The following is a 25,694-nucleotide window of genomic DNA, read 5'->3' as shown; positions in this document are numbered from 1 at the left end:
CCACGCCGAGCGTGCGTGGCTGATAGAAGTTCTGCGCGAACCAATCCAGGCCGAGCACGGCTTCCGTGCAGTACGAGAAACCGTCGTCGAGCACCAGATCGCGGTCGGTGCCGCGGTACTGCCAACCCGACCAGAGTGTGCCTGCCCCGGTCACCAGGTCCGCCTCGTCCATCTCGTGCAGCACGGCGAGCGTCTGCGCGGTCCCGAAACTCATCGCGAGCGCCAGCACATGCGGCGCTATGTTCTCGAATTCCGTGACGTGCCTGCGCGGATCGTAGGCCGTGTCGCGCGTGTAGGTGGTGATGTCGACCTCGTAGCCGCCGATGCCGCCCTGCTTGTTCACCTCGTTCCAGAACGCGACTTGACCGTCCTGCAAGGACTTTCCTAGAGGAGCGAAGGGGCCGTTGTTCAGGTCCGACAGAACGCCGAGATAGATACAGCCCTTGTCACGCTGGATCGCGTGGGGGCAGGCTTCGCGGGTGACGCCTGGTGCGGCGGCGGGCGACGAGGCCGAACAGCCGCCGGTCAGGACGAGCCCGAGCGTGAGGGGAGCGGCCACGAGACGAAGTAGCCGACGAAAAGTATGAGGAAAAGGCATTTCTTGCTCGCTTACGGCTGCACGCAGGGCTCGTTGAGGGTGATGCGGTCCTGAGTCGGGCCGTGATAGTCGGTCGCCAGCGTCCTCGCGCCCAGCGGCGCGGTCTGATCAGGCGCTTCGATCACGGCGCGCTGCCGGGTGAGGTCCGGCTTGACCGCGCCGTAGGTGTGTTCCGGAATCGCGCCCTCGTAGTCGACGCGCAGGCCGTGCACGGCTTGACGGACACCCTTGCGGGTCAGCTTGCCTTCGTTGACCGCCCGGGTGAGCAGCGCCTTCATCGGATAGGAGAACATCCAGCCCGCGCTGTAACCCCAGGTGGAGGGTTCTCGGGTCGCCGAGGCCCTGGCCCTCTTGGCGCCCGCGCTGGTTCCGTCCCAGCCGTCCAGCGGTGAGGTCATGTTGTAGCGAGCGGTGATCGCCGAGGCCGCAGGACTTTTCAGCAGGCCGCCGTTCCACGTCGGGCCCGAGCCGAGGAACCTGCCAGGGAAACCGGCCAGTGCCGCCTTGCCCATGATCTCGCCCGCTTCCGCGGGCCCTGTGGCAAGGAGCACGAGATCCGCTCTGGTATTGAGGATCTTCGCGACCGCCGCGTCTTGGTTGCCGATCTGGGTGTTCGGCTCGGTGTCTATCTGCGCCACCAGGTCGACCCGATTGGCCGACGCCCATTTCTTGGCGCCGGTGGCGTAGTCGCCGCCGTAGTCGCCCTGGTAGCTGACGGTGGCGATCGAACTCGGCTTGGCTTCGTGCTCGGCGATCCAGTCCAGGGCGATGATCGCCTCGGAGCAGTAGGAGTAGCCGGACTCCAGCAGCAGACCCTTGTCGCTGTTCTCGAATTGCCAACCCGACCACAGGGTTCCGGCAATGGCGACCATGTTCGCCGCGTCCATCTCGGGAAGTACCTTCTGCGTCTGCACCGTGCCCAAACTCATCGAGAGCGCGAGGACATGCGGCTCGATCCGCCGGTAGGCCTCGGCATGTTTCTGCAGATCGTAGTTCGTATCCTCGGTGTACGTGGCGATGTCCACCTCGTACTTGCCGCCGATCCCGCCCGCTTCGTTCACCGCCTTCCAGAACGCCAACTGGCCGTTGTTGATGTCCTTGCCCAGCGCGGCGAACGGCCCACTCGTCAGATCGGACAGCACGCCGAGATAGATACACCCTTTGTGGGAGTCCACCGCGTTCGGACACGGGTCGGCGGTGACTCCGGGTTCGATGGCTCCGGTCGGCTCGCCACGCAGGACGGAACATCCGGTCAGGACGAGCCCGGCGATGACGGTGAGGGCGGACAGGCGCAGCAACCTGTCCCGAATGGTGCGAACTGCCAAAGTGTTTCCTTAGTCTGAAATCGAGATCCGCTGCTCAGAGCCGATCGTACGGCTCGTGCAGTGTAAGTCGGGTTCGTCGTCGGACCTCGAGAATCGACTACCAGCATCCGGGAAGGGCGAGGCGAGGTGCTCGCCGGAGCGGGTGACTCGAGATCCGGTCGCGGGGCGCTCGGCGCATATGCTCGCGGCGCGCCCTCGTGGGTCGGCGTTCACCTCCGGGCCGCGTCCGTAGATCGCCTTCGGGTGTGGCGACCGCCACCGCCGGATATCGGGATGATCCGCGCTTTCCCCGGTGTTAACATGAACAGCCCGGCAAGGTGCTGGGGCGTACGGGGCTGAACGGTTTCGACTGCGTACGTAGATTTAGGGGAAGCGTGTCGGTGCAGGCAAGAGACCACCGTAAGCGTCGTTGCAACCAATTAAGCGCCGATTCCAATCAGCGCGAGTACGCTCTCGCTGCCTGATCAGCAGAGCGTCTCTGTCGGCCCGGGGCATGCCCTCGGCTCCGGTGCCGGCATCAGCTAGAGGGCTAACCGTCCTACTCGGTCGCGGAGTAGGGCGGGACATCGAACAGCGGCTGGGATCGTCATCCGGGCTTGTTCGCGGGACCCGGAGATCCGAGTAGAGACACAGCGAACTGCACACGGAGAAGCCCTGAAGACGCGGCGGAGGACCCGGGTTCGATTCCCGGCAGCTCCACGATAAGGCCCCTCACTTGCACCGCAGGTGAGGGGCCTTTTTCATACCGCTACGCTGGTGTCTTCCGGGGCCGTGCCCACAATTTGCCCACACTTCTGGGCGGCAGCGCGTAGACCTTCGCTCATCCGATCGGCCACGTCGTCGAGATCGTCCTCGAACAGGTGCCCGTAGTTGTCGAGCGTCATCGTGGCTGTCTTGTGCCCGAGCTGCCGTTGCACCGTCTTCACGTGCGCGCCGCTGGCGATCATCAGCGACGCGGCGGTGTGCCTGAGCTGATGCGCAGTCACTCGGGGGAACGTCGCCGGGCCGGTCGGGTTGCCGTCGTCGTCGTGCGGTATCGACGCCTTGATACAGCGCCGTGTGTACAAGACGTTGTCGGCAGAGTCGATGCCTCGGTGGTGTTGGCCACCTCTCGGGCTGATCGTCACCCCAGTGGCACTCAACCCCTTCGCCACCATTCGCTTGGCCATGTGGTGCTCCGCCTTCAGTCGAGCCATCGACACACCGGCCTCGTACTTGGACTCGATCTCGGCAGCCTCTTTGGGTGTGCGGCGCGTTCTCGCCTTCGCCACTTCGCGGTGCTCGCACATCGCTTCACCTTCTGGCGTAAGTCGCGGCAGTTGGGCGGCGGCATCGTGCTGCGGGGGCACGGGGACCGTTTTCGGTGCATGGGCGGGATGTGGGAGCTGTCGAACGGGGTAATTCGGGCGAATCGGTCGGATTCTGTTTGGTTGCTGAGCGCGGTGGAATCTCTCGGGTAATGTCCATTGACCAGGGAAAATGGGGTGTTTGCCCCCCGGTATCTGGATGGCTGCCATGAGGCTCGAGAGCGAGATGCGGTGCTACTCCCCCCGGGGCGGTTGCGGGGGGTCGACATGACCGCGGATGTCGCGGGCAACGGCATGCGGTCGATTCTGCGTGCCGCCTGTGTGAGCGTCGGTATCGATGCGAGCGATGCCGAGCCCGTGGGCGCGCAGGGGGTCTATCGGTTGCGCGACGGAATCGTCGTGCGGATCGGCGGGCGGGAACAGAAGCTGGCGACTTCGCGGGAAGTCGCCGTGTCTCGATGGCTGGAGACCTGTGGGGTGTCGGCGACGCGGGTCGTCCCGGATATCCCGCAGCCGGTCGTGGTCGACGGCCGACCGGTGACCTTTTGGCAGGAGTTGCCGCCGCATCACTCCGGCACGCCCGGCGAGGTCGGCAAGGCGCTGGGAGAGTTGCATCGGCTGCCGCTGCCCGGTTTCGAGCTGCGCCGGATGGCGCCCCTGGCTCGGGTGGAGGAGGACATCGCCGCCGCCCAGACGGTGACCGAGGACGACCGGCGCTGGTTGGGCAAACATCTGGACGAGTTGCGCGGCCGCTGGAAGGCGCTGCCGCGGGGTCTGCCGTGGTCGGTGGTGCAGGGCGCGGGCTCGGGCGACGGCGTGGTGGTCGGCGACGACGGCGACGCGATCCTGGTCGGATTGGAACGGGCTGTGATCGGCCCACCGGAGTGGGACCTGGTGCACATGGCGATCGAGTGCTGGACCGCCAAAAAGATCACCGCCTCGGAGTACGCCGAGTTCTGTACCGGATACGGCCGGGATGTGATGCGGTGGGACGGCTTCTACCTGCTGCGCGACATCCAAGAGTTCCGGATGGCCTTGCAGTCGTTGCGGGCCGCCGCCGTCGACCCGAGCCATCAGCGGTTGGCGCTGCGCCGCCTCGCATACATCCGCGGTGACGAGGGCATGCGACCGTGGCCCGAGTGGGCGGACACCGACTAGTCTGCCGCGACATCCCGGTGCGCCTGCTGGGTACGACAGTGCGTCGTCCGCAGCAATCGCGAGAGCGGTCAGGGCAGCTTCGTATTGCGGTGGGCGGGAACCAGGACCGGATCAGTGGGGCCAGGAGCCGCGTGGGTGAAGACGCCTTCGCCGGTCCAGCCCTGGTTCGTAGGGAAGGCGGCGGGCGCGGGTGTCGCCGACGCTCGGCCGCGGACTCGAACGAGTCGCGCGGACGCACGGCCGGGATGTCGGGGACGTCGGCCCGATGTGCGTTGCGCCAGCCGAGGTATCCCATCTCGGCGGCCGCCGAGGCGTCCTCGGGCCTGGCGCGGCGCCGGGGCAGTGTCGGTCATCCGCCAGGGTGGTAGCGGCGAACGCGTCGGTGATCAGCCCTGCTGGGTCGGGACGACGACGATCTCGGCGATGTTGACGTGCCGGGGTACGTCGACGGCGTAGGCGATCGCGTCCGCGATATCGCCGGGTTCCAGGATCTCGATCGCCGTGCGCCACTGCGCCAGGCCGGAGCGCTGTTGCTCGTCCTGCATCCCGTCGCCGAGTTCGGTGCCGACGAAGCCCGGTTCGATGTTCTTGATCCGGACGCCGCGCGGCCCGAACTCGGCGCGCAGGTTGCGGGTCAGGTGTGCGACCGCCGCCTTGGTGGCGGTGTAGACGGCGTAGTTGGGGAAGACCGTGTGCCCGCCGATCGAGCCGACCAGCACCAGATCGGCGCGCTTGCCGTCGGTCGCGGCCGCGAGCAGGTCATCGATGAACGCTCGTCCGGTGTAGAGCAGCCCGGTGACGTTGGTGCCGACCATCTGGTCCCACTCGTCGGTGAGGGCGGACTCGAACGGCGCGGCGAGCATGACGCCCGCGTTCGCGACGACGAGGTCCACGGGCCCGAACGCCGCACGCACCGTGGCGGCGGCATCGCGCACGGACTGCTGATCGCCGACGTCGGCGACGACCGGGAGGGCGTCCGCGCCGAGTTCGGCGGCGAGTTCTTCGATGCGATCCTTGCGCCTGCCCAGCAGGGCGACCTTGGCGCCGCTCCGCGCGAGCCGCCGTGCGGTGGCGGCGCCGATTCCACTCGATGCTCCGGTGACGACCGCGACGCGGCCGGTGAGGTTGTCGTTCGTCATGTCCACTACTTTCCGGCCCTTCGCGTGCGCCTGACAGGCTGCGGACTTCCTGGTAGTCGCGGGGCCACCCAGGAGCGGCGCCCCTGACCTACGCTCGGGTCATGGACTCCGACAATCGACTGGGCGCCTTCCTACGCGCGCGCCGCGAATTGGTGCGACCGGAGGATTTCGGGTTGCCGGGCGGCGGCCAGCGGCGGGTCGCCGGTCTGCGCCGGGAGGAGATCGCGCTGCTCGCCGGGGTGAGCGCCGACTATTACGTGCGACTGGAGCAAGGGCGCGACCGGCATCCTTCCGAACAGGTCATCGCGTCGCTCGCGCGGGTGTTCGCGCTGGACGAGGAGGGCACGGCGCACCTGCGGGAACTGGCCAGGCCGACGGCCAGACGGCCGAGAGCGCCGCGGCGGCCCGAACGTGTGGCGCCCGGCTTGCTGCGCCTGATGAACGCGTGGCCGCACACGCCGGCGCTGGTGCTGGGCAGGTACCTGGACGTCCTGGCGGCGAATCCCTTGGCCGCGGCCGTCAACTCGTGTTCGGTTCCGGGAGTGAATCAGGTGCGCATGGTCTTCCTCGATCCGGAGGCGCGCGACGTCTACCTGGATTGGCCGACCATCGCGGCCGACACCGTCGCCAGCCTGCGGGCGACCGCGGGCGCGGACCTGGACGACCCGCGATTGACCGAGCTGGTCGGCGAGTTGTCGCTGAAGAGCGAGGAGTTCCGGCAGCTGTGGGCCCGCCATGACGTCCGGGCGAAGACCGGGGGCGTCAAGAAATTTCGCAACCCCATGGTCGGGGACCTGACCTTGTCCTACGAGACATTCAGCGTGAACGGCGCGCCGGGCCGGATACTCATCGCCTACCACGCGGAGCCGGGATCGCCCTCGGAGCGATCTCTGGCACTGCTCGGCAGTTTGATCGCCGACAACCCGGGGACGGCAGATGATGCGCAGCGTCCCGCCGGTCAGCCGGACGTGACGCGGCAAACGCGCTGAGCGGCCGGAGCCGTCAATCCTTCGCTTCGGTCCGCGTCGCCCCCGCCGACGCAGCTACCACACACGCGACGCCCGCCCACTGTCCGAGATTCATGATCTGACCGAGGACGACCAAACCCGCGATCGCCGCGACAGCTGGCTCCAGACTCATCAGCACACCGAAGACGCGGGGCGGGATCCGCCGCAGCGCTTCCAGCTCCACCGAATACGGAAGCACCGACGACAGCAACGCCACCGCGAATCCGGCGGCGAGCACGCCGGGCTGCAACAGCGCGGCGCCCGCGTCGATGACACCGACCGGCAGCATGACCAGGCCGCCGAACGCCATGGCCAGTGCCAGACCGCCGCCGCCGCTGGTCTGTTCGCCGAGTGCGGCGCTCAGCAGGATGTAGCCTGCCCAGCACGCCGCCGCGGCCAGCGCGAACAGCACTCCGGCCCAGTTCACGTCGCCATCGGACCGGGTCAGCAGCAGCACTCCCGCCCCGGCGAGCATCGCCCACAGCGGGTCGATCCAGCGCCGCGATCCGGCCAGCGCGACGCTCAGCGGTCCGAGGAACTCGATGGTCACCGCCATGCCGAGCGGAATCCTATCGATCGCTTCGTAGAACGAGAGGTTCATCAGCGCGAGCACCGCGCCGTAGCCGAGGACGACCGGCAGCGCGCCGCGTGCCACCCGCAGCGACGAGCGCCAGATCACCAGCAGGACGATCCCGGCGAAGACCAGCCGCAGCGTGACCGCACCGGCCGCTCCGGTCGCCGCGAACAGTTGCTTCGCCACCGCCGCGCCCACTTGCACGCTGACGATGCCCGCCAGCACCAGCGCCGTCGGCGGTACGCCACCGAGCCCCTGAGCGGCGACCGAACGCCGGACCGAGACCGTCCTCGCCCCGCGCGCCCTCCGCTCGAAGTCGATCGCCACCACGCCGCACCTCCGTTGTCTCGGGAAGACCTCCGGACACCCAACCACGCCGGGGCGACACGACCGTCAGGCGGTGCGGGCCCCATCGAGATTCCGCGGTTTGCCCCCGTCGAAGCCGTGGGGGAGTGAGTATCTAGTTATCGCGCCGGTGCGCGGCCGGCGTCCGTTCGACGAAGAGCGACTCACGACCGATAGGACCACTCCGCATGCGAAAAGGAGTTGCCGCGATAGCGGCGGCGATCGGAACCGGCGCGGCAGTCGCGCTGGCTTGCCCACCCCTGGCCGGAGCCACGGTGACCCAGGTGGGGATGTATCCCGGCATCAATTTCGGCTTGGCGACGAACTACGGAACAGGCTGCACCTACACCGCGCGAGCGACGGTGACCGACATCGTCACACCGGTGACGTTCTACGACAACGGCATCCCCTTCGGCGTGGTCCGCCCGTCGGGCGGCGTCGCACTGATCGACTGGGTGCCCGCGACACCGGGGCCGCACACCGTCAGCGCGGTACAAGAGCCGTACGCACCGTATGTGGCGGGAATCGACCTGCGGGTCGGTGAAGGCGTCCACCTGGGGTACGCGTGCGTCGTCCTCGGCGGTTGACGGGTCCGCCGCGCCGGTAGTGTCGAAATCGGCGGTGCTGAGCTCGATCTTTTCGTCGGGAAAGGAAGTGAGCATGCGAAGCAACGGGCCGATCGTGGTCGGTGTGGACGGGTCCGCCGGATCGGCGGCGGCGGTCGCGTGGGGAGCGCAGGCGGCCGCGCAGCATCGGGCGCCGCTGTGTCTGGTGCACGTGCTGGATCCGGTCGCCGACTACGGGCCCGGCGTCACCGAACCGCTCACCAGCACCGACTACGCCCGATTGGAGGGGCACGGTCGCTGGGTGCTGGACACCGCGACCGAGGAGGCGCTCATCGCGGTCCGGGCGTTGCACGACATCGAGATCACCACCGAGTTGGTGTACGAGCCGGTCGGTCCGGCGCTGCTGGACCGTACCCGCGGAGCGCGGATGATGGTGGTCGGAACCCGGGAACGCGGGACCGTCCGGCGCGCTCTGCTCGGGTCGGTGAGCGCGGCGCTGGCCCGCCGGGCGCGCTGCCCGCTGGTCGTGGTCCGGGAGGGCGCGCCGCTCAGCCCGGAGGCCAGGAAGCAGCTGATCGTGGTCGGGGTGGACGGTACGGAGGTCAGTGAACCCGCCATCGAAGCGGCACTGCACGAGGCCTCGGCGCGGGATGTGCCGCTGCTGGCACTGCACGTGTGGACCGGCGTCGAATTGCCGTCGGCGAGGGCGGAACTCGCGGGTGACACCGAAAAGCAGATCGTGCTCGCGGAGAGCCTCGCCGGATGGCAGGAGCGCTTTCCGGACGTCGAGATCCGGCGCGAGATCGTGACCGATCGGCCCGAGCGCTGTCTGCTCGAACGCTCCGAGCGAGCCCAGTTGCTCGTGGTCGGTAGCCGGGGCCGAGGTGGGTTCGCAGGCATGCTGCTCGGCTCGACCAGTCAGGCGCTGCTGCTGTCGGTGGCGTGCCCGATCATGATCGCCCGCGACCTGTCGATGGTGGTCCGCCACCTGCCCGACTGAGCGTTACGCTCCGGTCGTCGAACCCGGCCGGACGATCATCAGAACGGTGACCGCCGCCCACAGCAGGTTGAACACCCCGGTGTCCATGGCGAGACGGCGGATCAGCGTCGGTGTCGTCCCGGTGAGGTCTGCCAGGATCTTCTGCTGTCCCGGCAGCACGAGCAGTGCGAGCACACCCGCCGCGGCGGCCGTCAACCCGATCGACACCATCAGCCATGCGTCGCTGAGCACGCCGAGACTCAGCGCGGTGAGCAGACCGAAGGCCGGGACGAGCACGCCGAGCAGAGCGTAGACCCGGCAGATGCGATGCAACGTGCCGAGGACGGCGGGGCTGTGCTCGGCTCCGGATGGGGCGAGGGCGCGGCGGGTGGTGGCGGGAAACATGCTGGCAGCCACCGTCACGGGTCCGACGGCGATGATCACGGCGAGCACGTGGACCGAGAGCAGGAACTTCGTCACGGCGGTCGACACTAGTAAGCGCGGCGCGTACGAGAAATTGGCGAAAGTGCCATATAGCGATTGATTCTCGCCATTAGCCTTGAACTGCCCACTCCTCCCAGGGCGCACTAGATCGGCATTGGCTGAAATCGACCGGATAACTACGCTATTGCCATGCACACCGTGGTCGTACTCGCGCTGGACGGAGTGATCTCGTTCGATCTGGCCACGCCGGTGGAGGTGTTCGGGCGAACCTGCCTGCCCGACGGACGCCCCGCCTATCGCGTGCTGGTCTGCGCGCCCGCGCCGACGGTCGACGCGGGCGTGTTCACGCTGTGTGCGTCCCGGGGGCTCGACGCGCTGGCCGAGGCCGACACGATCGTGCTGCCCGGCTGCGCCGATCCGGGCCTGCCGGTGCCGGACGAGGTGATCGACGCGCTACGCCGGGCCGCCGCCGCGGGCACCCGTATCGCGTCGATCTGTTCCGGCGCCTTCATCTTGGCGGCGACCGGATTGCTGAACGGCCATCGCGCGACCACGCACTGGCTCGCCACCGCGGAACTAGCGGCCCGCTACCCGGAGATAGAGGTGGACCCCGGCGTGCTGTACGTGGACAACGGTTCGTTGCTCACCTCGGCGGGCGCCGCGGCCGGGATCGATCTGTGCCTGCACATGGTCCGCCGCGACTACGGCTCGGCGGTGGCGGCGGACGCGGCCAGGAAATCCGTCGTGCCGCTGGAGCGGGAAGGGGGACAGGCGCAGTTCATCGTGCACGACCAGCCACCGACGCCGCGCGGCTCGGTGCTGGAGCCGGTGCTGCGGTGGATCCAGGACAACTCCGCGCGCGACCTCTCCCTCGACGAGATCGCCGTACAAGCCGGAATGAGCACCCGCACGCTCAACCGGCGGTTTCGCGAGCACACCGGAACGACGCCCCTGCAATGGCTGTTGCGTGCGCGCATCCGGCAGGCGCAGCATCTGCTCGAAGTCACCAGTCACCCGGTGGACCGGATCGCGGGCCAGGTCGGTTTCGGGTCGCCGACCGCGTTCCGCGACCGCTTCAAGCGAGTGGTCGGGACGAGCCCGCACAACTACCGGGCAGCCTTTCACGCCGACCGATGAGTTCTCGCGCGTCACCCCGTCGGATCAAGCGACCGAGTTCGCAACACCGATCCAGGAGCAACGCGCATGAGGAAAATCACCGCAGGCCTGTTCATCGCCCTCGACGGCGTCATCGAAGATCCGCAGAACTGGCACTTCCCGTATTTCGACGACGCCATGGGGGCGGCTGTCGACGCCCAACTCGGCGCCGCCGACACCCTGTTGCTCGGCCGCAGGACCTACGAGAGCTTCGCGGGCGCATGGCCGGAGCGCGAAGCGGCGGGCGGCCCGGACGCGGCGTTCGCGAAGAAACTGGGCGATGCGCGCAAACTCGTGGTGACGCGGCAGAACCTCGAATTCACCTGGCGCAACTCCGAAGTGATCGACGGCGACCTGATCGAGGTGGTGACGGCATTGAAGGGCGAGCCGGGCGGGGACATCGGCATGAGCGGCTCGGTCTCGGTCGTCCGTCAGTTGCTGTCCGCCGGGCTGCTGGACGAACTGCACCTGCTGGTGCATCCGATCGCGGTCGGCAAAGGCGAGCGCCTGTTCCAGGACGGCGCAACCACTGTTCCGCTGCGCCTGCTGTCCTCGGAGACCTTCGACACCGGGGTGCTGCACCTGGTCTACACCCGCGACGAGGCCGCGCTCGCCGGAACGTACGAAGACGCGAAAGTGCATCTGTCCCAGAGCGTTCGGTAAGCGTCGGCTCCGGATCGCGCAGGGGGTTGCCGCTGAGTTTCGGTCCAGCGCTCGCCATTTCGAAACTCGGACAGTGCCAGTGCGAACTATATGGAGTGTCCGAGCGCTTTCGTGACGATGCCGCCGGTGACCGATTTGACGAGGTAGCTCGTGGAGTCGTGCGGCGACGCGCCGTTGTCGAAGTGCGGCTCGGTGACCGGAGCGACGGTGCCGCCGGGATACGGCGGGAAGAACACGGTGAGATCGAGGTGCGCCGCGATGAGATCGTCCTCGTCCACCAGGTTGTGCCAGTTCGTCACCGCCTTCGGCACGGTGCTCGGCTGCGGGCGCAGCCGGTCGTACACGACCGTGCGCAGGCCCAGTGGCGAGCCCATGGTCAGCAGGGACACCGGATGGTCGGTGCGGTGCAGCGCCTCGTAGGCCACCACGCTGCCGAGCGAGTGCGCGATCACCAGGCGCGTTTCGGGGCCGATCTGGTCGAGCACCTGCCGCTGGGCGTACTCCCGCACCTCGTCGTCGGTGAAGTACCGGGTGACCTGGGACAGTGCCGCTATGACGAACTTCTGGGCCAGCCCGAACCCGAACGGCGCGAACCAGCGCAAGCGCATCAGCGCGTTCAAAGCGGGCCGCAGCCTCGCGTTCGCTCCCTGCGCCACCGCGTCCGGCGGCGGGGGAGTGCCGAGTCGGCGGGCCGTCGCCCGATCGCGCTGGTCACCGGCGTGCTCCACGGCTGTCGCGAGCCACGTGGCCGCGAGTTGCTCCATCAGGTCGAGTTGCTCGTCGTCGAGTTCGGTCCCCGCGCCCTGGGCGCCCTCGACCAGGAACCGATTGCCGTAGAACGCCATGCGGGTCGACAAGTCGCCGGGAGTACCGTTGCGCCACAATCGGTCCGCCAATTCAGGTGCGCCGTAGTTGCGTACGCCTCCGGCGAGTCCGGGCAACCAGCGCGCCTCCAGCGTGTCGGCCGATTCCTGTTCCTGCGCGATGCCGTGCACAAGGACGATCGTCGCCAACGTCCCACCCCTTTCGATCCCCGGTGTCGGGAACAGTGTCCCTCATCGGAGGCGGGATCGGCAGCGTGGCTCATCGTCCGGAACGGTTCCGTGCGCGAATCGCTTTGCCCAGTGGGGCAATCGAATTGGCGAGTCCGAACAGCACCCGCTCGGCGATCGAGTGCTGCGGGGGCAGCACGGCGAGTTGGCGGGCGAGTTCCAGCCCGTTGACGATCGCCGTGTTCGACTCGATCAGCCCCTCGCGCACGACGAACACGTCGGTGCCCAGCAGATCGAGGTGTCTTCCGTTGGGGGCCAACCCGATCAGCGGCGCGGTGCCGTCGAACCGGCCGTGCATGCGCCAGTGCACCACGGCACGCTCGTCTTGCGCCGTGACCGAGAGGATCTCCACCGTCAGGTCGGGGACCGCGGCGTGCACGTCACGGAAGAAGGCCACGACCTCGCCCGGAGCGCGCAGATCGGCGACGCCGACGAACACGTCGATCGCACCCGGCCGCCAGCAGTCGGAGACGGTTTGCCAGTTCTGCTCGCCGATGGCCTCGACGTAACGACGCGCCACCGAGCCCGGGTCGCCTGAGTTCGTCAACGGTAATCCTTTCGTCATCGCGATAGTGACCTATTCGGGGATGACCGCGCTCCACGCCCACGCCCGACATCCTGCTCGTCGCGACGGGCCCGGCCCGGCGGCGGCCGCGGTCGACGACGCGCTGCCGGCCTGGCTGCGGCGAGCGCACCGGAGCCCCACCCGGTGGACGAGCTCGGTGTGCACGGGTTCGCTGGTACTGGCCGCGGCCGGACTGCTGGACGGACGCCTGCCACGACGCATCGGCCGGCGCAGTCGGCATTGCGCGCACTCGGCGCGGACGTTCGCCCGGAGGAACGAGTGGTGCGTAACGGGAGAACAGCCACGGCCGCAGGAGTCTCCGCAGGCATCGATCTGGCGCTGTGGCTGGTCGGGGACGTCTTCGGCGCGGAGCAGGCACAGATCGCTCAGTTGATCATCGAGTACGACCCGCAGCCGCCGTACGACGCCGGTCACGTCGGCAAGGCCTCGCGCGCCGTGCGGCGGGCCGCCACCGCCCAGTGGAAAATCTTCAGGCGTCCCGCCATTTGATCGAGCAACCCATGCTCGGCCGGTGTGGTTCGGGCGCGGGCTCGCCCGCGAGCACGGCCTCGACGGCCGTGCGCAAGTCGTCCCCGGTCAGCGGCTTGCCGTTCCCGGGCGTCGATTCGTCGAATGCGCCGCGGTAGGCGAGTCGGAGGTCGGCGTCGTAGAGGAAGAAATCGGGAGTGCATGCGGCGCGGAAGGCCCGCCCCACGTGCTGCTCCTCGTCGACGAGATAGGGAAACGTCCAGCCCGCGCGGATCGCTTGGTCGCGCAGCCGCAGCGGTGCGTCGTCCGGGTAGGCGGTCGCGTCGTTGGTGCAGATGGCCACGGTCGGCATGGACGGCAGCGAGTCGACCAGTTCGCCGAGCGCGGCCTCGATGTGCTTGACGTAGGGGCAGTGATTGCACGCGAAGACGACCAGCAGACCGGGTCCGTCCGCGAAGTCGTCGCGGGAGTAGATCCGCTGGTCGAGATCGGGTAGAGCGAAGTCGGGTAGCGGTGTGCCGATGGGAACCATGTGTGAGGTATGCGCCATGGTGTGCCTTCCGTCGGGATCGCAGAGGACAGCGGGAGCCTAACCCCGTGTCGTCCGATTCGTCGGAAATACGCCGATGAACGGTCAGTCGGCGTGGCGGGCTTCTCAGCAGGTCAGATCGGCCGGATCAGTGTTCGCTCCGCACAGCACCACGCACACCCGCTCGCCGGGCCTAAGTCGGAACGCCGGCTCCGCGCCGCGTATCGCCGCCAAGGCGGTCGCCGCGGCGTGCTCGACGGCGAGGCGGCGCTGCGCCCACAGCTCGCGGCGCGCCGCCACGATCGCGTCGTCGTCGACCAGCACCGAGGCCACGTCGTAGCGCTGTGCGGCCGTCAGCGCCAGCTGCGAGGCGCGCCGGGCGCCGAGCGAGTCGGCGGCGATCGAGTCGACCTCCACGTCCACGACCTGCTCGGCCTCGATCGCGGCGTGCAGCGCGCGGCAACGAACCGGTTCGACGGCGACGGTCCGGACACCGTAGTGATCGGCGGCGGTGGCCACACCCGCGAACAGCCCGCCGCCGCCGACGGCGACCACGACGGCGCCGAGATCGGGGATGCGCTCGTGGATCTCGGTCATGAGCGTGCCCGCACCGGCGGCGATCAGCGGGTTGTCGTAGGCGTGGGAGAGCAGGGCGCCGGTGGCGTCGGCGAATTCGCGACTGGCCGCGAGCGCGTCGGCGTATTGCGTCCCCACCAGGCGGACGTCGGCGCCATAGGAGGTCAACCGGTCCACTTTGACCCGCGGCGCGGTGGTCGGCAGGAACACCGTGGCGGGAATTCCCTGGCTGCGCGCTGCCCACGCGCACGCGAGTCCGGCGTTGCCGCCCGAGGCGATCGTCACGCCTACCCGAGGTAGCGTCTCGTTCTCGCGATGCGTGAGCAAGAAGTTCAGCGCACCCCGGGCTTTGAAGCTGCCGGTGTGCTGCAGGAACTCCAATGCGAACCACAGCTCGCCCGTGCGGTCGGCCTGCGCCACGGCCACCGGTCTGACCAGCCCGGCCACCCGTTCGGCAGCGGCCTTCACGTCGCTGTGCGTCAGTTCCATCGAACTCCTCGGTACCGTGCCGCTCAGTACTCGCGGCGGTGCGGGGCGAACTCCAGGGTGAGCAGGGCGGCGGCGGCGATGACCACTTCGCGCCAGCGGATCAAGGCGTAGCGCTGATCCGACAGCGCGTGGAATTTCCGCAGGAAGCGGTAGAGCGATTCCAGCCGGATCAGTGGATCGGCGAGGTGCACCAGCACGTAGAGCAGCGTGGCCGTGCGCGATTTGTCCTTCTCGGCGAACAGTTCCGGGAAGGGGGCGAAAGCCAGCGAGATCCGGTGGATATCGTGCGCGGCGGCGTAGTCGACCAGATCGACGATCATGCGTTCGTCCAGGCCGTTGGGTGCGTCCTTGCGCCGCCACGGCACGTCGAGGCTCAGTTCCCGGCCCCGGTCCGAGATGCCGTAGCGCTGGAAGCCGACGGGATTGCCGTCGGCGTCGCTGGCGATGACCACCAGCATGTTGGGATTCCGTCCGTCGAGCAGGTGGTCCAGGATCATCGAGAAGCCACGGGTCTGCCTGCCGCGCCGCCATTCGTCGACGATGGCCAGCAGTTCCTCGCGTCGTTGTTCGGTGAGGGCCGACTCGTACACCACCTCGGTGGTGACGCCGAAATTCTTGGTCCGGCTCACGGCTTGGCGCAGGTTGCGGAACCTGCGGCCGACGAGGTCGAACTCGTCCACATCGAGCACCACGTCGCGGCCGATCGGTACCGCGTGCAGCCCGCGATGCTCCAGCGCCCACACCTGCCACAGATCCGCTAGTTCCGGGCTCGCGCCCAGCACGGCGACGCGCCAGCCCTGGTTGACCGCGAAGTCGGAGAAGGCGGCGACCAGTTCGGGGAAGGCCGCGCGATCACCGATCGGGTCGCCCGCCACGGCGGCGATGCCGAAGCGAGCGCGATAGCCGATCGCGGCGGTCGACGACGCGTTGAAGAAGTAGGTCTTCGACGAGTGCAAGGCGAACGGCGCCAGCGCATCGCCCTCGGTGCGGCCGACCAGTTCTGCCACTCGGTACAGCTGGTCGGGCTGCGGTTTGCTGGCTATCGGCAGCACCAGAACGAAGCCGGTGGCGGCCAGCAGCACGAATCCGGCGCCGGGATGCTCGGCGCGGTAGGCCAGATGCGCGACGGCCAGCACCAGCACCGCGGCGGTGAGGTGCGGAAGCGTGATCGGCCTGCGCAGGTGCAGCCCTCGCGCGACGAAGACGCCGGACAGCGCGAGTGCGACGAACCAGCCGTGGTCGACGGTCTCGTTCGAGGTGGCGTTGGCCTCGTAGGCCAGGATCACCGCGATCAGCAGCGCCAGGGTGATCAGCGTGGCGCGCGCGGCGGGCGTGGTGGTGAAAGCGGCTTCCCGGTAGCCGCTGAGAGTGGTGGCGCGCAGCGTGCGCGAGCTGGAGGTTCCCTGACCGTCAGGCACGAGCGGGCTCCGCTCTGCCCGCGCGCTTCGCTACCCACGACAGTTTCGCCATGGTGGCCCTCCAGATGATCGCCTACCGAACACACTATGCGCACCCGACGGTCCAGGGGAAATGCCTTTCCGAACCGTCGGGTAGCCCGGGGGCACGAACCGAGCCGGACGCAGGGCACGTGCCGCCCCCAGGGGCAAACATCGGATGAATCCCGTTTTATTCCTTCGCCAGGGCCGCTTCCAGTCGTGCGATCTGATCGGGTGGCGTGGACCGTCCTGATCGGCGTGGGCGACCAGCAGTTCCGCCGTGATGCCCGCCGCGTGGTGGCGCGGGCTGTCCGGGCGGGCCGCGATCCGATCGCCGAAGGTCGCCGCCGACGTCACGAGCGAAATCATCGGGGCTCCGAGGTCGGATTTCGGCGGTCAACCGGTGCGATGCCGGCCGCGCGATGTGCGCCCGCGCGACGACATAGGAGAATCCTCGGCTGCAGACCGATTGCCCGAATGTACGCGGAGCATGATCGAAGCAAATCGACAACCCTATTTCTTTCTCTTGGGGGCTGATTCGGTCGATTGCAGCCCGATTGCTGATTCCTCGGCGTGTATCCGCGATTTTCCGCTGTCCCGTTGTCATGCTCAGTGCCTGGCTGATCCGAACCAACCGCCTGAGGAGTGGGCGCGACGAGAGGTCCGACTGTGAAACTGAGCTGGATGGCGATTGCCGCGCTGGTAGTCGCTGCTGTGTCCGGGTGTTCCGACGATCCTTCGGAGGGGTCGGCGGCGACCTCGACGACCGTCGGTGCCGCCTCGAGCGCTCCGGCCACGACGGCCGGAGCGCGCGACGACGAGGCGGCGGACGGCGGGCTCCGGATATTGCTGGGTGAAGTAAAGAAAGTTCCGGTGCCGGCCGATGCGGTGCTCGATATCCGGGCTCCCGCCGCTTGGGGGCAAGCCGTCGGCGGTATTCGCTGCACAGTCACCGATAGTTCCGGCCGGAATGAAGATCTGCGCTCGTCGGACGCGAAGAAGACCGAGACGTTCGGCGGGACGGAATGGGTGACGGTGTGGACGTTCTCCTCCGCCCCGAACAGCGACGTCACCGTGGGTTGCCGGGACGCGGAGTCGAAGATCGCTGCCGCTCATCGTGATCCGTATCTGCGCGTCGTGCCGCGCGAGATCGTCCCGATCGCGCCGCCGCAGCGCTGATCGCACCGGCGCGGTGCCCGGCTGTTCAGGCGGCGGCGCGCACCTCGACCGGCCGGTAGACGCGAGACGCGAGGGACTGCAACACCATCAGGCGAGTCAGTTGGTTGCGCAACCAGATGCGGCCGCCGGTGGCCGGAATCAGCATGGAACTGCTCGCCCGCACCGAACGCTGTGCCCGCAGCACGGTCGGACGCAGGGCTTGCTCATAGCGGCGGAAGGCGATCCGATGGTCACCGCCCGCTGCGGCCAGCTCGGTCGCGAGCAGATGTGCGCCCTCGATGGCCAGCGCCGCGCCCGCGCCCGACAGCAGCGTCGCGCAGTAACCGGCGTCGCCGACCAGCGCGACCCGCCCCTTCGACCACGCCGGTATGCGGACCTGGCTCACCGCGTCGAAATAGAAGCCGTCGTCGGCGGTGGCCTGGTCGAGGAGGGTGGGCACCTGCCAGGCCTGGTCGTCGAAATACTCGCGCAGCAGGGCTTTCTGGGCATCCTGGTCGCGGTGGTCGACCTCGAGCACGCGGTCCTCGCGGAAGGCGAAGAAGGCCGTCGCGGTGTCGTGGCTCCCCGAGCGGTAGACGCCCGCCACCTTCCCCGGCGTGTTGTAGAGCGTCACCGAGTGCGGACGTCCGAGCTCGGTGTCGATACGCGCGGTGGCGAAGTACACACCGAGGTGGTGCAGCGCGTCCGCCTCGGGTGTCACGGCGAGATTCCTTGTCCGCGAATGCAATCCGTCGGCGCCGAGAACCAAGTCGAATTCGGCCTGCTTGCCGCTGTCGAAGGTCACCTCGACGCCGCCCTCGTGCTGATCGATCGCGGCGATCGAATCTCCGAAGCTGAACTCGACGTCGTCGGCGGTCGCCTCGTACAGCACCTGGGCCAGGTCGCCGCGCATGATCTCGAGGTCGCCGTCCCCGTTGAAGGTGCTGGTGCTCATGCCCGCGACGCGGCGGTCGGCGGCGTCGACGAAGGTCAACTCGCGGATGTCGGTGGCTCGTTCGCGCAGCCGCGGCAGCACGCCCATGCGCTCCGCGATCCGCACCGAATTGGCGCGGATGTCGACGCCGTTGCCGCCCGGGCGCAGTGCGGGGCTGCGCTCGACCACCGTGGGCCGGAAGCCGTTGCGCACCAGCCAGTACGCGAGCGTCGGTCCGGCGATGCTCGCGCCGGAGATGAGAATGCGGGGTTCGTGGGCCATGAGTGCCTCCTTCGTCGACTGACCGTTGGTCAGTCATGAATGTAAGACACTGACCATCGGTCAGTCAACAGGTAGGATCTGTACCGTGAGCGACGAGACGACCACCCGCGCGCGCATCCTCGAGGTGGCCATGGACCTGTTCGGGACGCATGGTTACCACCGCACCTCGGTACGCGCGATCGCCGAGCAGCTGGGCATCTCCAAGGCGGGCGTGCTGTACCACTACCCGAGCAAGTACGACATCCTGGCCGGTTTGGCCGAACCGTTGCTCCTCACCATGGAACGTGTCGTCGCCGAGGCGGCCGATCCCGATCCGTGCGAGGCGCAACGTCGCGTGATCGAAGGGTTGCTCGACGTGTTCCTCACGCATCGCTACCTGCTCCGGCTCAATGTCCGAGACCTGGCATTGGCCGCTCCGGGAACCATTTTCGAGCGGTTCAGCAAGACCATGATGCAGGCGAACATCCTGGTGGCGGGCCCGGACGCCACGTTCGCGCAGCGCGTTCGGGCCACCCAGGCGGTGGCGGGGCTCAGTGACCCGGTGGTGCTGTACGCCGAGGCTCCGGTCGAACAGTTGCGTGCTGAGGTGCTGGAAGGAGTGCGCCTGCTGTTGGCGCCCGCGGACCGGACGCCGCCCGCGTCGGCGTCCAGGGGAAGGCCCGCGGCGATGACCGAGGAGCGGATCGAACTCGCCCGGCGGATGCGTGACACGGAGCGCCGCAGCGTCCCGGACATCGCCCGGGAGTTGGGTGTCTCCCGGGCGACGCTGTACCGCTATCTCAAATAGATCGTCTTATTGAGACTATATTTTTGAGACAAGCCGCTCGTGTTCGTCGGAGGCCCGGGGTAGCGTCGGCGGCATGGACGATGCCGCCTACCGCGAGCGGCCGTCGAGGTACGCGGGCGCCGTGTTGTGGACCAAGACCGTCGACGCCAGTGGCTCCGCGCTGCCGGTGCTGCCCGACGGCTGCATGGATCTGATCTGGATGAACGACCGGTTGGTCGTCGCGGGACCGGACACCCGTGCCCACTATCCCGGTGGAACGTCCGGCGACCGGTATCTCGGCGTCCGGTTCTTCCCGGGAACCGCGCCCGCGTTGCTCGGCGTCCCGGCGTGCGAGTTGCGTGACCGGCGAGTCGATCTGGCTCAGCTGTGGCCGTCGGCGATGGTCCGGCCGCTGGTCGACCGGATCGCGGGTGCCGGAGATCAGGCGGCAGCGCTGGAACACCTCGTGCGCCGGCGCGCGGCCGAGACCGAACCGGCAGATCCGCTCCTGCGGAAGCTGGTCGGCGCGCTCGACGCCGGGTGGCCGGTGGCGGCGGTCGCCGACACGGCCGGGCTCGGCGAGCGGACCCTGCGCCGCCGCTGCCTGGATGCCTTCGGCTACGGCCCGAAAACCCTTGCGCGGGTGCTGCGCTTGCAACGCGCGCTGGGGACGGCACGCCAGGGCGTACCGCTCGCCGAAACCGCGACGCGAGCCGGTTTCGCCGACCAGGCGCACCTGTCGCGCGAGGTGCGCGCGCTGGCCGGGATCCCGCTGGGAAAGCTCCTCGCCCAGTCCTAGAGAGCGGCGTACAGGTCGACGCCGTTGCCGTCCGGGTCCTGCACCACCGCGTAGCGCTGCCCCCAGAAGGCGTCCCACGGCTTCAGTTCGCCGTGGTATCCAGCGTCCACGAGTTCGGCGTAGACGGCGTCGACTTCAGCGGGATCCGAGCAGCGAAAGGCGATTCCGAGTCGGCCCGCTCCGGTCGACGGCGTCCAGTCGGCATGGAAGGAGCGGATGACGGTCTCGGTGTCCAGCGTGAGCCGCAGGCCGTTGGGCAGAGCCGCCTCGGCATGCCCCTCGTGTTCCGAGCCGTCCGGGAAGTCGAGACCGAGGCGGCGGTAGAAGGTCACCGCGGCGGCCATATCGCGGACGACGATGCCGATCACATCCAGTTGTGGTGTCATGCCGGCAGCGTAGGCAGTGCCGCGCGGGCGCGTCTTGAACGAATCGGACAGCGCCTACCGCGCGGGTGCGGGGACCAGTTCGGCGATGAGATTCTCCACCAGGATGCGAATGTGGTCGCGGATCGTGCGCACCACATCGATGGTCTGGTCGGCGGGATCCGGCAGCATCCAGTCGCGGTAGCTGATGCCGGGGAAGAACGGGCAGGCGTCGCCCGCGCCCATGGTGACCACCACGTCGGAGATGCCGATCGCGTCCATCGTGAGCGGCTTGGGGGTGTGTCCTGAGATATCGATGCCGATCTCGGCCATGGCGTCCACCACCGTGGCGTTCAGGGCGTCGGCCGGTGCGCTGCCCGCCGACCGCACATCGAACCGGTCGCCCGCGAGGGCGGTGAGGAACCCGGCGGCCATTTGCGAACGGCCCGCGTTGTGTTCGCAGACGAACAGCACACTGGGCTTGTGGGACATGGGAACGCCTTTCGATGTGCAAGGTGGAGCATAAGTGTGCTGGCTGGCGGACCGGCCGCCCGGCTGGGTGAGCCGAAACGCTTTCGGAGCGTATGAGATACGTATACCAGCGAGCCGTGAATCGTTACGGCGCGCCGTGCCTTCGTGTGCGCGCGCGTACGGTGATCGCAGGTCAGAGCCCGAATCCGAGATCGCGCCGCCGCCGCGTACTCGCATGCCGGAGGGGACTGGACGGTAGCGCAGGAGTGTTCGCCCGAAGGGGCGCACCGGAAGGCACGAGGAAGGCCGCGGCATCCAGAGACGTTGCGGTTCGCGAGCTTTCGGCAGCGCGGGACGATACGCGATTCGATCCGGCGAGCGCACAGGCTCAGGACGTGCGGGCATCACCCCGGTAGCCGCTGTTATGCGGATCACTACGCAACGCGCGATATCACATCGCCGAACGCGCTTCGGTCTCTTGCACCGCCGACACGTGTACCCCGGTCGATGCGAGGTCGACCGGGGTACACGCGCGAATCAGCGGAATGTCATGGCCGCGGGGATCGAATCGTCTCGCCCGCCGCGCATGTCCACCGGAGAAGGGATTATTTCCCGGAGGCGGATCAGATCGGACGCAGGTCGATCATCTTGCGCAGCCGCTGACGATCGCGTTCGAGGCGGCGGGCTTCATAGGCGATCGGGAAGTAACGCAACCGCTCCGGCAGCAGCGGCACCAGTCGCGCGATCAGCCGGCCGAGCATCCGGAGCTTGCGCTCGTCGGCCGCGGTCCAGGTCAGGCCGAGCTTCTGGCGCGCAACCTCGGGCGTGGTGCCGACCGTCACGAAGTACTGCAGCCAGCCGATCGGCGCGGCCGCCGCTTTCCAGGCCGGACGCAGCACGCGCGGCAGTTGCTTCGGCGGCGCGACGGAGCGGATCACCCGCAGGTAATCACGCGCGGTGTCGGTGGCGACCAGATGGTTCGCGACGGTGTCGTCGAAGAACTTCTCGAATTCGGTGTAGTTCGCCGGGATCTCCTTGGGCGCCACCGAGAAATTGCGCAACAGCTGCAGCGTCTCCTGGAAGTACGCTTCCTTGTCCGCCGCGGTGAGCGGGCGCTTGGCGAAGTACTTGGCGCTTTCGGTGAAGGCGAACGTCCCGGTGTGCAGCACCCAGGCCCACGGGGCGCTGGACAGCGCGGTGTGGCGCACGCCGTTGGCGTCGGTGGTGTTCAGTGACGCGTGCAGCTCCCGCAGGCGGTCGGCCTCGGCGAGCGCCTCGTCGCCGCCGTAGACCCACATCATCACCGAAGCCAGGCTGCGCGTGGCACGTCCCATCGGATCGGTGCGGAAGGTGGAGTACTCGTCCACCACCGCGGAGATGGTCGGTTCCATCGTTTGCAACAGGAAGGCCGAGCCCGCGGTGAGGGAGAACGTGATCAGACCGGTCTGTTCCCACATGCGGGTTCCCGGTTCGATCGGGCGGCGGGGCGGCAGCGTACGCGCGCCGGTGGATTCGCGTGCGACGGACGCGGTCATCGTGATCTCCCTTGATCGGCCGAACTCATACAATGAGATAATAACCCTAATAATCTCTCATCGTCTATCCGTGTCCGATCTCGTCGCTGCCCCTAGGCTGTGCAGATATGACGACCGAGTGGCGCAGTCGTACCGGCCGGATCGGAGTACTCACGGGCGCGGGCATCTCCACCGATTCCGGCATCCCGGATTTCCGCGGCCCGCGCGGGGTGTGGACGAAGGATCCGATCGCCGAATTGCTGTCGACCTATCAGAACTACGTGGCCGACGGAGGCTTGCGGGAACGCGCCTGGCTCGCGCGGCGGGACAATCCGGCTTGGCAGGCCGTCCCGAACGCCGCGCACAACGCGCTCGCCGACTTGGAGCGGGCCGGGCGAGCGGTCACCATCATCACCCAGAACATCGATCGCCTCCATCAGCGGGCGGGGTCATCGCCGGATCGGGTGATCGAGATCCACGGCAACATGTTCGAGGTGGTCTGCATCGAATGCGATTACCAGACCTCGATGTCCGCCACCTTGGATCGAGTGGCCGCGGGAGAACCCGACCCGCCGTGTCCGGACTGCGGTGGCATCCTCAAGTCCGCCACCGTGATGTTCGGCCAGCAGATGGACCGCCGCACCATGACCAAGGCCGCGCTCACCGCGGAGACGAGCGACATCTTCCTGGCCATCGGAACGTCGTTGCAGGTCGAGCCCGCCGCGTCGATGTGCTCCATCGCCGTGCGCAGCGGCGCGGATCTGGTGATCGTGAACGCCGAGCCGACGCCGTACGACGCCATGGCCACCGAGATCATCCGCGAACCCATCGGCACGGCCGTGCCCCGTCTGGTCGCGGAGCTCCTCGCCGATCCACCGGAGTGAAGCCTGCGGTGCGCCGGGTTCAGCCGACGGGGCCGAGTACCCGGTCGAGATAGGGATTGGCGAAACGCCCTTTCGGGTCGAAGCGGCGGCGCACCTCGGCGAACCGATCCCAGTCGGGATAGCGGCCGCGCAGCGTCGCGGCGGTCTGGAAGTGGCGTTTACCCCAGTGCGGGCGGCCCTGGAAGCGGTCGAAAACCGCTTCGCAGGCGCGGAAGTATGGCTCGAAGTCCATGCCCCGGTACTGGTGCACCGCGATGTAGCAGGTGTCGCGGCCGGCCGCCGGGGACAGGAACGCGTCGTCGGGCGCGACCCACCGCACCTCGATGGGCATCGGGGTGTCGAATCGAGTGGACAGTTCCTTGATCTCGCGGATCGCGTCGACGGAGTGCTCGCGCGGGATCGCGTACTCCATCTCGGTGAAGCGGATCAGGCGCGGCGACGCGAACACCCGGTAGGAGCGGTCCACCTGACGCCGGTAGCTGCCCGCGTAGGCGGCGCTGCGCTGGATCAACGGGAGCAGGCGCGGCTGCCTGCGGCTCAGGCCGCACAGCGCGTCGAACAGGTAGTTGGACAACAAGATGTCGGTGAACCAGTCCACCGCTCTGGGGCGCGGCTGTTCGGGCAGGAGCACGCGGTTGTTGCGCTTGGTCATGGCCAGCGGGCTGTGCGCGAACATGTAGAACTCGAAATGCTCGTTGCCGTCGACGAACGAATCCAGGTCGGCGAGCACGTCCTCCACCGGGATCGGTCGCTCGATGCCCTCCAGCACGAAGGACGGCGCCATCCGCAGCGTCAGGGCGGTGACGACGCCCAGTGCGCCGATGCCGACGCGCGCCGCGCGCCAACCGTCGGGATCGGTCTGCTCGTTCAGTTCCGCCAGGGTTCCGTCGGCCTGCATCAGTTCCACCGAATGCACCGCGGCGGAGAGGTTCTGCAAAGTCGCGCCGGTGCCGTGGGTAGCGGTGGCGATGGCGCCCGCGACGGTCTGCACGTCGACGTCGCCCAGATTCGGGAAGGCGAGGCCGTGCTCGTGCAGGGCGGTGCTGGCGGCGTTCAGGCTGATGCCCGCCTCCACCCGGACCAGGCCGTTCGCCCGGTCGACGTCGAGCACGCGGTTCAGGTTCGCCAGGCTCAGCAAGGTGCCGTCGGTCAGGACGGCGTCGGTGAACGAATGCCCGCTGCCCGCGACGCGCACGGTCCGGTCGTCGGCTTCGGCGTCGGCGAGCAGGCCGGCCAGTTCGTCGACGGAGCGCGGCGTGGCGAGGAGTGCGGGTGCGCAGCGTTGATCGCCGGCCCAGTTCACCCACGAATTGGTCATGTGTCCAACTCTACGGGAGTGTGTGTGACCCGCGCTACTTACGGTTCGTTTTCGCTACCTCTTGCGCCAGCTGCAGGTCAGCTGTTGCTTGGCGTGCTCGACCTCGTCGTCGCTCAGCGGGGGGACGACGAGATGCTGACGCGGCGTCTTGTCGCCGCGCACGCCGTTCAACATGATGGCCATATACCGCTGCCAGACATCGGGATTGACCGGCCTGGCGAACTCGGCGAGACCGTCGACCATGTGCACCAGCGCGAAGAAATCCGAGGGCTCGATGCCGTCGGCGAGCACGCCCGCGTCGCGGGCGCGTGCGCAGATGGCGTGCACCTTCGGCTTGATGCGATCGCGCACGACCGCGAAGCGGTCGGTCTCGTCGTCTTCGAGTTCCAGCATGACTTCGCTGAATCCGCGATTCGTGGCCATGTGCCGACACGCGTATTCGAAGAACTCGACGAGTCCGAACCAGGGATCGGGATGCCGGTAGGCGGCGTCGGCCGCGTCGGCGAAATCGTTCAGGTTCTGGTCGAAGACTTCGACGATCAGTTCCTTCTTGTTCGCGAAGCGGCGGTACACCGTGCCGACGCCCACACCGGCGCGCTCGGCCACGTCGTCGAGAGTGATCTCGAGTCCGTGATCGGCGAACAGTTCCCGCGCCGCGGCGATGATCCGCTGCTGATTGCGCGCGGCATCGGCCCGCAGGCGCCGGGGTGGAGAGGCGACCGTGGCGTGATTCACACCGCCATTCTATCAACATCGGGGATTAACCGGAGGTGTTGTCTCCGTTATCGTGATAGCTTCTTCGAGTAAGCG

28 protein-coding genes and 1 other RNA gene are annotated in these 25,694 nt (G+C 68.1%); 12 read left to right on the top strand and 17 right to left on the bottom strand.

The genetic code is table 11. From position 1 onward, the window contains the following. A partial coding sequence (locus ACWESM_RS04145; RefSeq protein WP_452490937.1) for an ABC transporter substrate-binding protein occupies positions 1-559 on the bottom strand: 559 nt, incomplete at its 3' end. 50 nt (positions 560-609) lie between these two features. Continuing rightward, positions 610-1,923, bottom strand: coding sequence for an ABC transporter substrate-binding protein (locus tag ACWESM_RS04140; protein ID WP_412805852.1), 1,314 nt, complete (start codon positions 1,921-1,923; stop codon positions 610-612). Between the two features lie 331 nt (positions 1,924-2,254). Here ACWESM_RS04140 and ssrA point away from each other — a divergent pair. Beyond that, positions 2,255-2,625, top strand: a transfer-messenger RNA (tmRNA) gene (gene ssrA / locus ACWESM_RS04135). A 38-nt stretch (positions 2,626-2,663) separates the two neighbouring features. Here the strand turns inward: ssrA and ACWESM_RS04130 are convergent. Further along, entirely contained in the window at positions 2,664-3,212 is a 549-nt protein-coding gene (locus tag ACWESM_RS04130; protein ID WP_452490936.1) for a tyrosine-type recombinase/integrase, read from the bottom strand. Between the two features lie 285 nt (positions 3,213-3,497). Between ACWESM_RS04130 and ACWESM_RS04125 the strand changes: the two genes are divergently transcribed. Beyond that, positions 3,498-4,388, top strand: a complete 891-nt coding sequence (locus ACWESM_RS04125; protein ID WP_364431640.1) for a phosphotransferase — start codon at positions 3,498-3,500, stop codon at positions 4,386-4,388. Positions 4,389-4,774: 386 nt separating this feature from the next. Here the strand turns inward: ACWESM_RS04125 and ACWESM_RS04120 are convergent, their stop codons facing one another. Next, complete coding sequence (locus ACWESM_RS04120; RefSeq protein WP_364431643.1) at positions 4,775-5,527, bottom strand: SDR family oxidoreductase; 753 nt, start codon at positions 5,525-5,527, stop codon at positions 4,775-4,777. A gap of 101 nt (positions 5,528-5,628) precedes the next feature. On the opposite strand from ACWESM_RS04120, the gene ACWESM_RS04115 reads away from it, so the two are divergent. Further along, positions 5,629-6,516, top strand: a complete 888-nt coding sequence (locus ACWESM_RS04115) for a helix-turn-helix transcriptional regulator (RefSeq protein ID WP_452490935.1) — start codon at positions 5,629-5,631, stop codon at positions 6,514-6,516. Positions 6,517-6,529: 13 nt separating this feature from the next. Here ACWESM_RS04115 and ACWESM_RS04110 read toward each other — a convergent pair whose 3' ends face one another. Next, a complete protein-coding gene (locus ACWESM_RS04110) occupies positions 6,530-7,435 on the bottom strand; it encodes an EamA family transporter (protein WP_397276865.1) in 906 nt (301 codons plus the stop codon). 206 nt (positions 7,436-7,641) lie between these two features. Here ACWESM_RS04110 and ACWESM_RS04105 point away from each other — a divergent pair, with 206 nt between their 5' ends. Together ACWESM_RS04105 and ACWESM_RS04100 are read left to right on the top strand one after the other, a co-directional pair. Beyond that, the gene (locus ACWESM_RS04105) at positions 7,642-8,040 is read left to right on the top strand and encodes a hypothetical protein (RefSeq protein ID WP_355077854.1); all 399 of its coding nucleotides are present in this window, start codon (positions 7,642-7,644) and stop codon (positions 8,038-8,040) included. Positions 8,041-8,113: 73 nt separating this feature from the next. Continuing rightward, on the top strand, positions 8,114-9,019 hold the full coding sequence (locus ACWESM_RS04100; protein WP_452490934.1) for a universal stress protein: 906 nt from the start codon (positions 8,114-8,116) through the stop codon (positions 9,017-9,019). 3 nt (positions 9,020-9,022) lie between these two features. Here ACWESM_RS04100 and ACWESM_RS04095 read toward each other — a convergent pair whose 3' ends face one another. Beyond that, the gene (locus ACWESM_RS04095; RefSeq protein WP_356960941.1) at positions 9,023-9,478 is read right to left on the bottom strand and encodes a hypothetical protein; all 456 of its coding nucleotides are present in this window, start codon (positions 9,476-9,478) and stop codon (positions 9,023-9,025) included. A gap of 153 nt (positions 9,479-9,631) precedes the next feature. Between ACWESM_RS04095 and ACWESM_RS04090 the strand changes: the two genes are divergently transcribed. Then, on the top strand, positions 9,632-10,579 hold the full coding sequence (locus ACWESM_RS04090) for a GlxA family transcriptional regulator (protein WP_379253231.1): 948 nt from the start codon (positions 9,632-9,634) through the stop codon (positions 10,577-10,579). Positions 10,580-10,645: 66 nt separating this feature from the next. Next, positions 10,646-11,260 (top strand): dihydrofolate reductase family protein, encoded by a 615-nt coding sequence (locus ACWESM_RS04085; protein WP_397276872.1) that lies wholly within the window; start codon positions 10,646-10,648, stop codon positions 11,258-11,260. Positions 11,261-11,346: 86 nt separating this feature from the next. On the opposite strand, the gene ACWESM_RS04080 is transcribed toward ACWESM_RS04085, so the two are convergent. Both ACWESM_RS04080 and ACWESM_RS04075 read right to left on the bottom strand, forming a co-directional pair. After that, positions 11,347-12,273, bottom strand: a complete 927-nt coding sequence (locus tag ACWESM_RS04080) for a hypothetical protein (protein ID WP_452490933.1) — start codon at positions 12,271-12,273, stop codon at positions 11,347-11,349. A 70-nt stretch (positions 12,274-12,343) separates the two neighbouring features. After that, positions 12,344-12,859, bottom strand: coding sequence for an ester cyclase (locus ACWESM_RS04075; protein WP_397276874.1), 516 nt, complete (start codon positions 12,857-12,859; stop codon positions 12,344-12,346). A 300-nt stretch (positions 12,860-13,159) separates the two neighbouring features. Between ACWESM_RS04075 and ACWESM_RS04070 the strand changes: the two genes are divergently transcribed. After that, complete coding sequence (locus tag ACWESM_RS04070) at positions 13,160-13,387, top strand: hypothetical protein (protein WP_397276876.1); 228 nt, start codon at positions 13,160-13,162, stop codon at positions 13,385-13,387. Here the strand turns inward: ACWESM_RS04070 and ACWESM_RS04065 are convergent. The 3 genes from ACWESM_RS04065 to ACWESM_RS04055 all read right to left on the bottom strand — a co-directional run bounded on the left by ACWESM_RS04065 (position 13,368) and on the right by ACWESM_RS04055 (position 16,378). Then, positions 13,368-13,916: a thioredoxin family protein gene (locus ACWESM_RS04065; RefSeq protein ID WP_355077846.1), complete on the bottom strand. Its 549-nt coding sequence runs from the start codon at positions 13,914-13,916 to the stop codon at positions 13,368-13,370. The genes ACWESM_RS04070 and ACWESM_RS04065 overlap by 20 nt on opposite strands. Before the next feature lie 105 nt (positions 13,917-14,021). Beyond that, positions 14,022-14,960, bottom strand: a complete 939-nt coding sequence (locus ACWESM_RS04060) for a threonine/serine dehydratase (protein WP_452490932.1) — start codon at positions 14,958-14,960, stop codon at positions 14,022-14,024. 23 nt (positions 14,961-14,983) lie between these two features. Next, entirely contained in the window at positions 14,984-16,378 is a 1,395-nt protein-coding gene (locus ACWESM_RS04055) for a bifunctional lysylphosphatidylglycerol flippase/synthetase MprF (protein WP_452490931.1), read from the bottom strand. A gap of 702 nt (positions 16,379-17,080) precedes the next feature. On the opposite strand from ACWESM_RS04055, the gene ACWESM_RS04050 reads away from it, so the two are divergent. Further along, a complete protein-coding gene (locus tag ACWESM_RS04050) occupies positions 17,081-17,575 on the top strand; it encodes a hypothetical protein (protein ID WP_355077843.1) in 495 nt (164 codons plus the stop codon). 25 nt (positions 17,576-17,600) lie between these two features. Here the strand turns inward: ACWESM_RS04050 and ACWESM_RS04045 are convergent, their stop codons facing one another. Further along, the gene (locus ACWESM_RS04045; protein ID WP_397276882.1) at positions 17,601-18,770 is read right to left on the bottom strand and encodes an FAD-dependent monooxygenase; all 1,170 of its coding nucleotides are present in this window, start codon (positions 18,768-18,770) and stop codon (positions 17,601-17,603) included. A gap of 85 nt (positions 18,771-18,855) precedes the next feature. Here ACWESM_RS04045 and ACWESM_RS04040 point away from each other — a divergent pair, with 85 nt between their 5' ends. Then, positions 18,856-19,557 carry a TetR family transcriptional regulator gene (locus ACWESM_RS04040; protein WP_452490930.1) on the top strand — a complete coding sequence of 234 codons (702 nt, stop codon included), beginning with the start codon at positions 18,856-18,858 and terminating at the stop codon, positions 19,555-19,557. 73 nt (positions 19,558-19,630) lie between these two features. After that, positions 19,631-20,335 (top strand): helix-turn-helix domain-containing protein, encoded by a 705-nt coding sequence (locus ACWESM_RS04035; protein WP_397276886.1) that lies wholly within the window; start codon positions 19,631-19,633, stop codon positions 20,333-20,335. Here ACWESM_RS04035 and ACWESM_RS04030 read toward each other — a convergent pair. From ACWESM_RS04030 to ACWESM_RS04020, 3 genes are all read right to left on the bottom strand, one after another. Then, the gene (locus ACWESM_RS04030; protein WP_355077839.1) at positions 20,332-20,721 is read right to left on the bottom strand and encodes a VOC family protein; all 390 of its coding nucleotides are present in this window, start codon (positions 20,719-20,721) and stop codon (positions 20,332-20,334) included. The genes ACWESM_RS04035 and ACWESM_RS04030 overlap by 4 nt on opposite strands. A gap of 54 nt (positions 20,722-20,775) precedes the next feature. Next, on the bottom strand, positions 20,776-21,189 hold the full coding sequence (locus ACWESM_RS04025) for an arsenate reductase ArsC (RefSeq protein WP_364431674.1): 414 nt from the start codon (positions 21,187-21,189) through the stop codon (positions 20,776-20,778). A 602-nt stretch (positions 21,190-21,791) separates the two neighbouring features. After that, entirely contained in the window at positions 21,792-22,703 is a 912-nt protein-coding gene (locus ACWESM_RS04020) for an oxygenase MpaB family protein (RefSeq protein ID WP_397276889.1), read from the bottom strand. A gap of 107 nt (positions 22,704-22,810) precedes the next feature. On the opposite strand from ACWESM_RS04020, the gene ACWESM_RS04015 reads away from it, so the two are divergent. Continuing rightward, positions 22,811-23,566 carry an SIR2 family NAD-dependent protein deacylase gene (locus ACWESM_RS04015; RefSeq protein ID WP_364431680.1) on the top strand — a complete coding sequence of 252 codons (756 nt, stop codon included), beginning with the start codon at positions 22,811-22,813 and terminating at the stop codon, positions 23,564-23,566. 19 nt (positions 23,567-23,585) lie between these two features. Here the strand turns inward: ACWESM_RS04015 and ACWESM_RS04010 are convergent, their stop codons facing one another. Both ACWESM_RS04010 and ACWESM_RS04005 read right to left on the bottom strand, forming a co-directional pair. Beyond that, positions 23,586-24,884 carry a D-arabinono-1,4-lactone oxidase gene (locus ACWESM_RS04010; RefSeq protein WP_452490929.1) on the bottom strand — a complete coding sequence of 433 codons (1,299 nt, stop codon included), beginning with the start codon at positions 24,882-24,884 and terminating at the stop codon, positions 23,586-23,588. Between the two features lie 54 nt (positions 24,885-24,938). After that, entirely contained in the window at positions 24,939-25,619 is a 681-nt protein-coding gene (locus tag ACWESM_RS04005; RefSeq protein ID WP_355077834.1) for a TetR/AcrR family transcriptional regulator, read from the bottom strand. Positions 25,620-25,694 lie beyond the last annotated feature (75 nt).

It is taken from the genome of Nocardia sp. NPDC003999 (assembly GCF_053604885.1).
The sequence above is the reverse complement of the archived record's forward strand: the minus strand, read 5'-3'. Positions and strand labels throughout refer to the sequence as shown.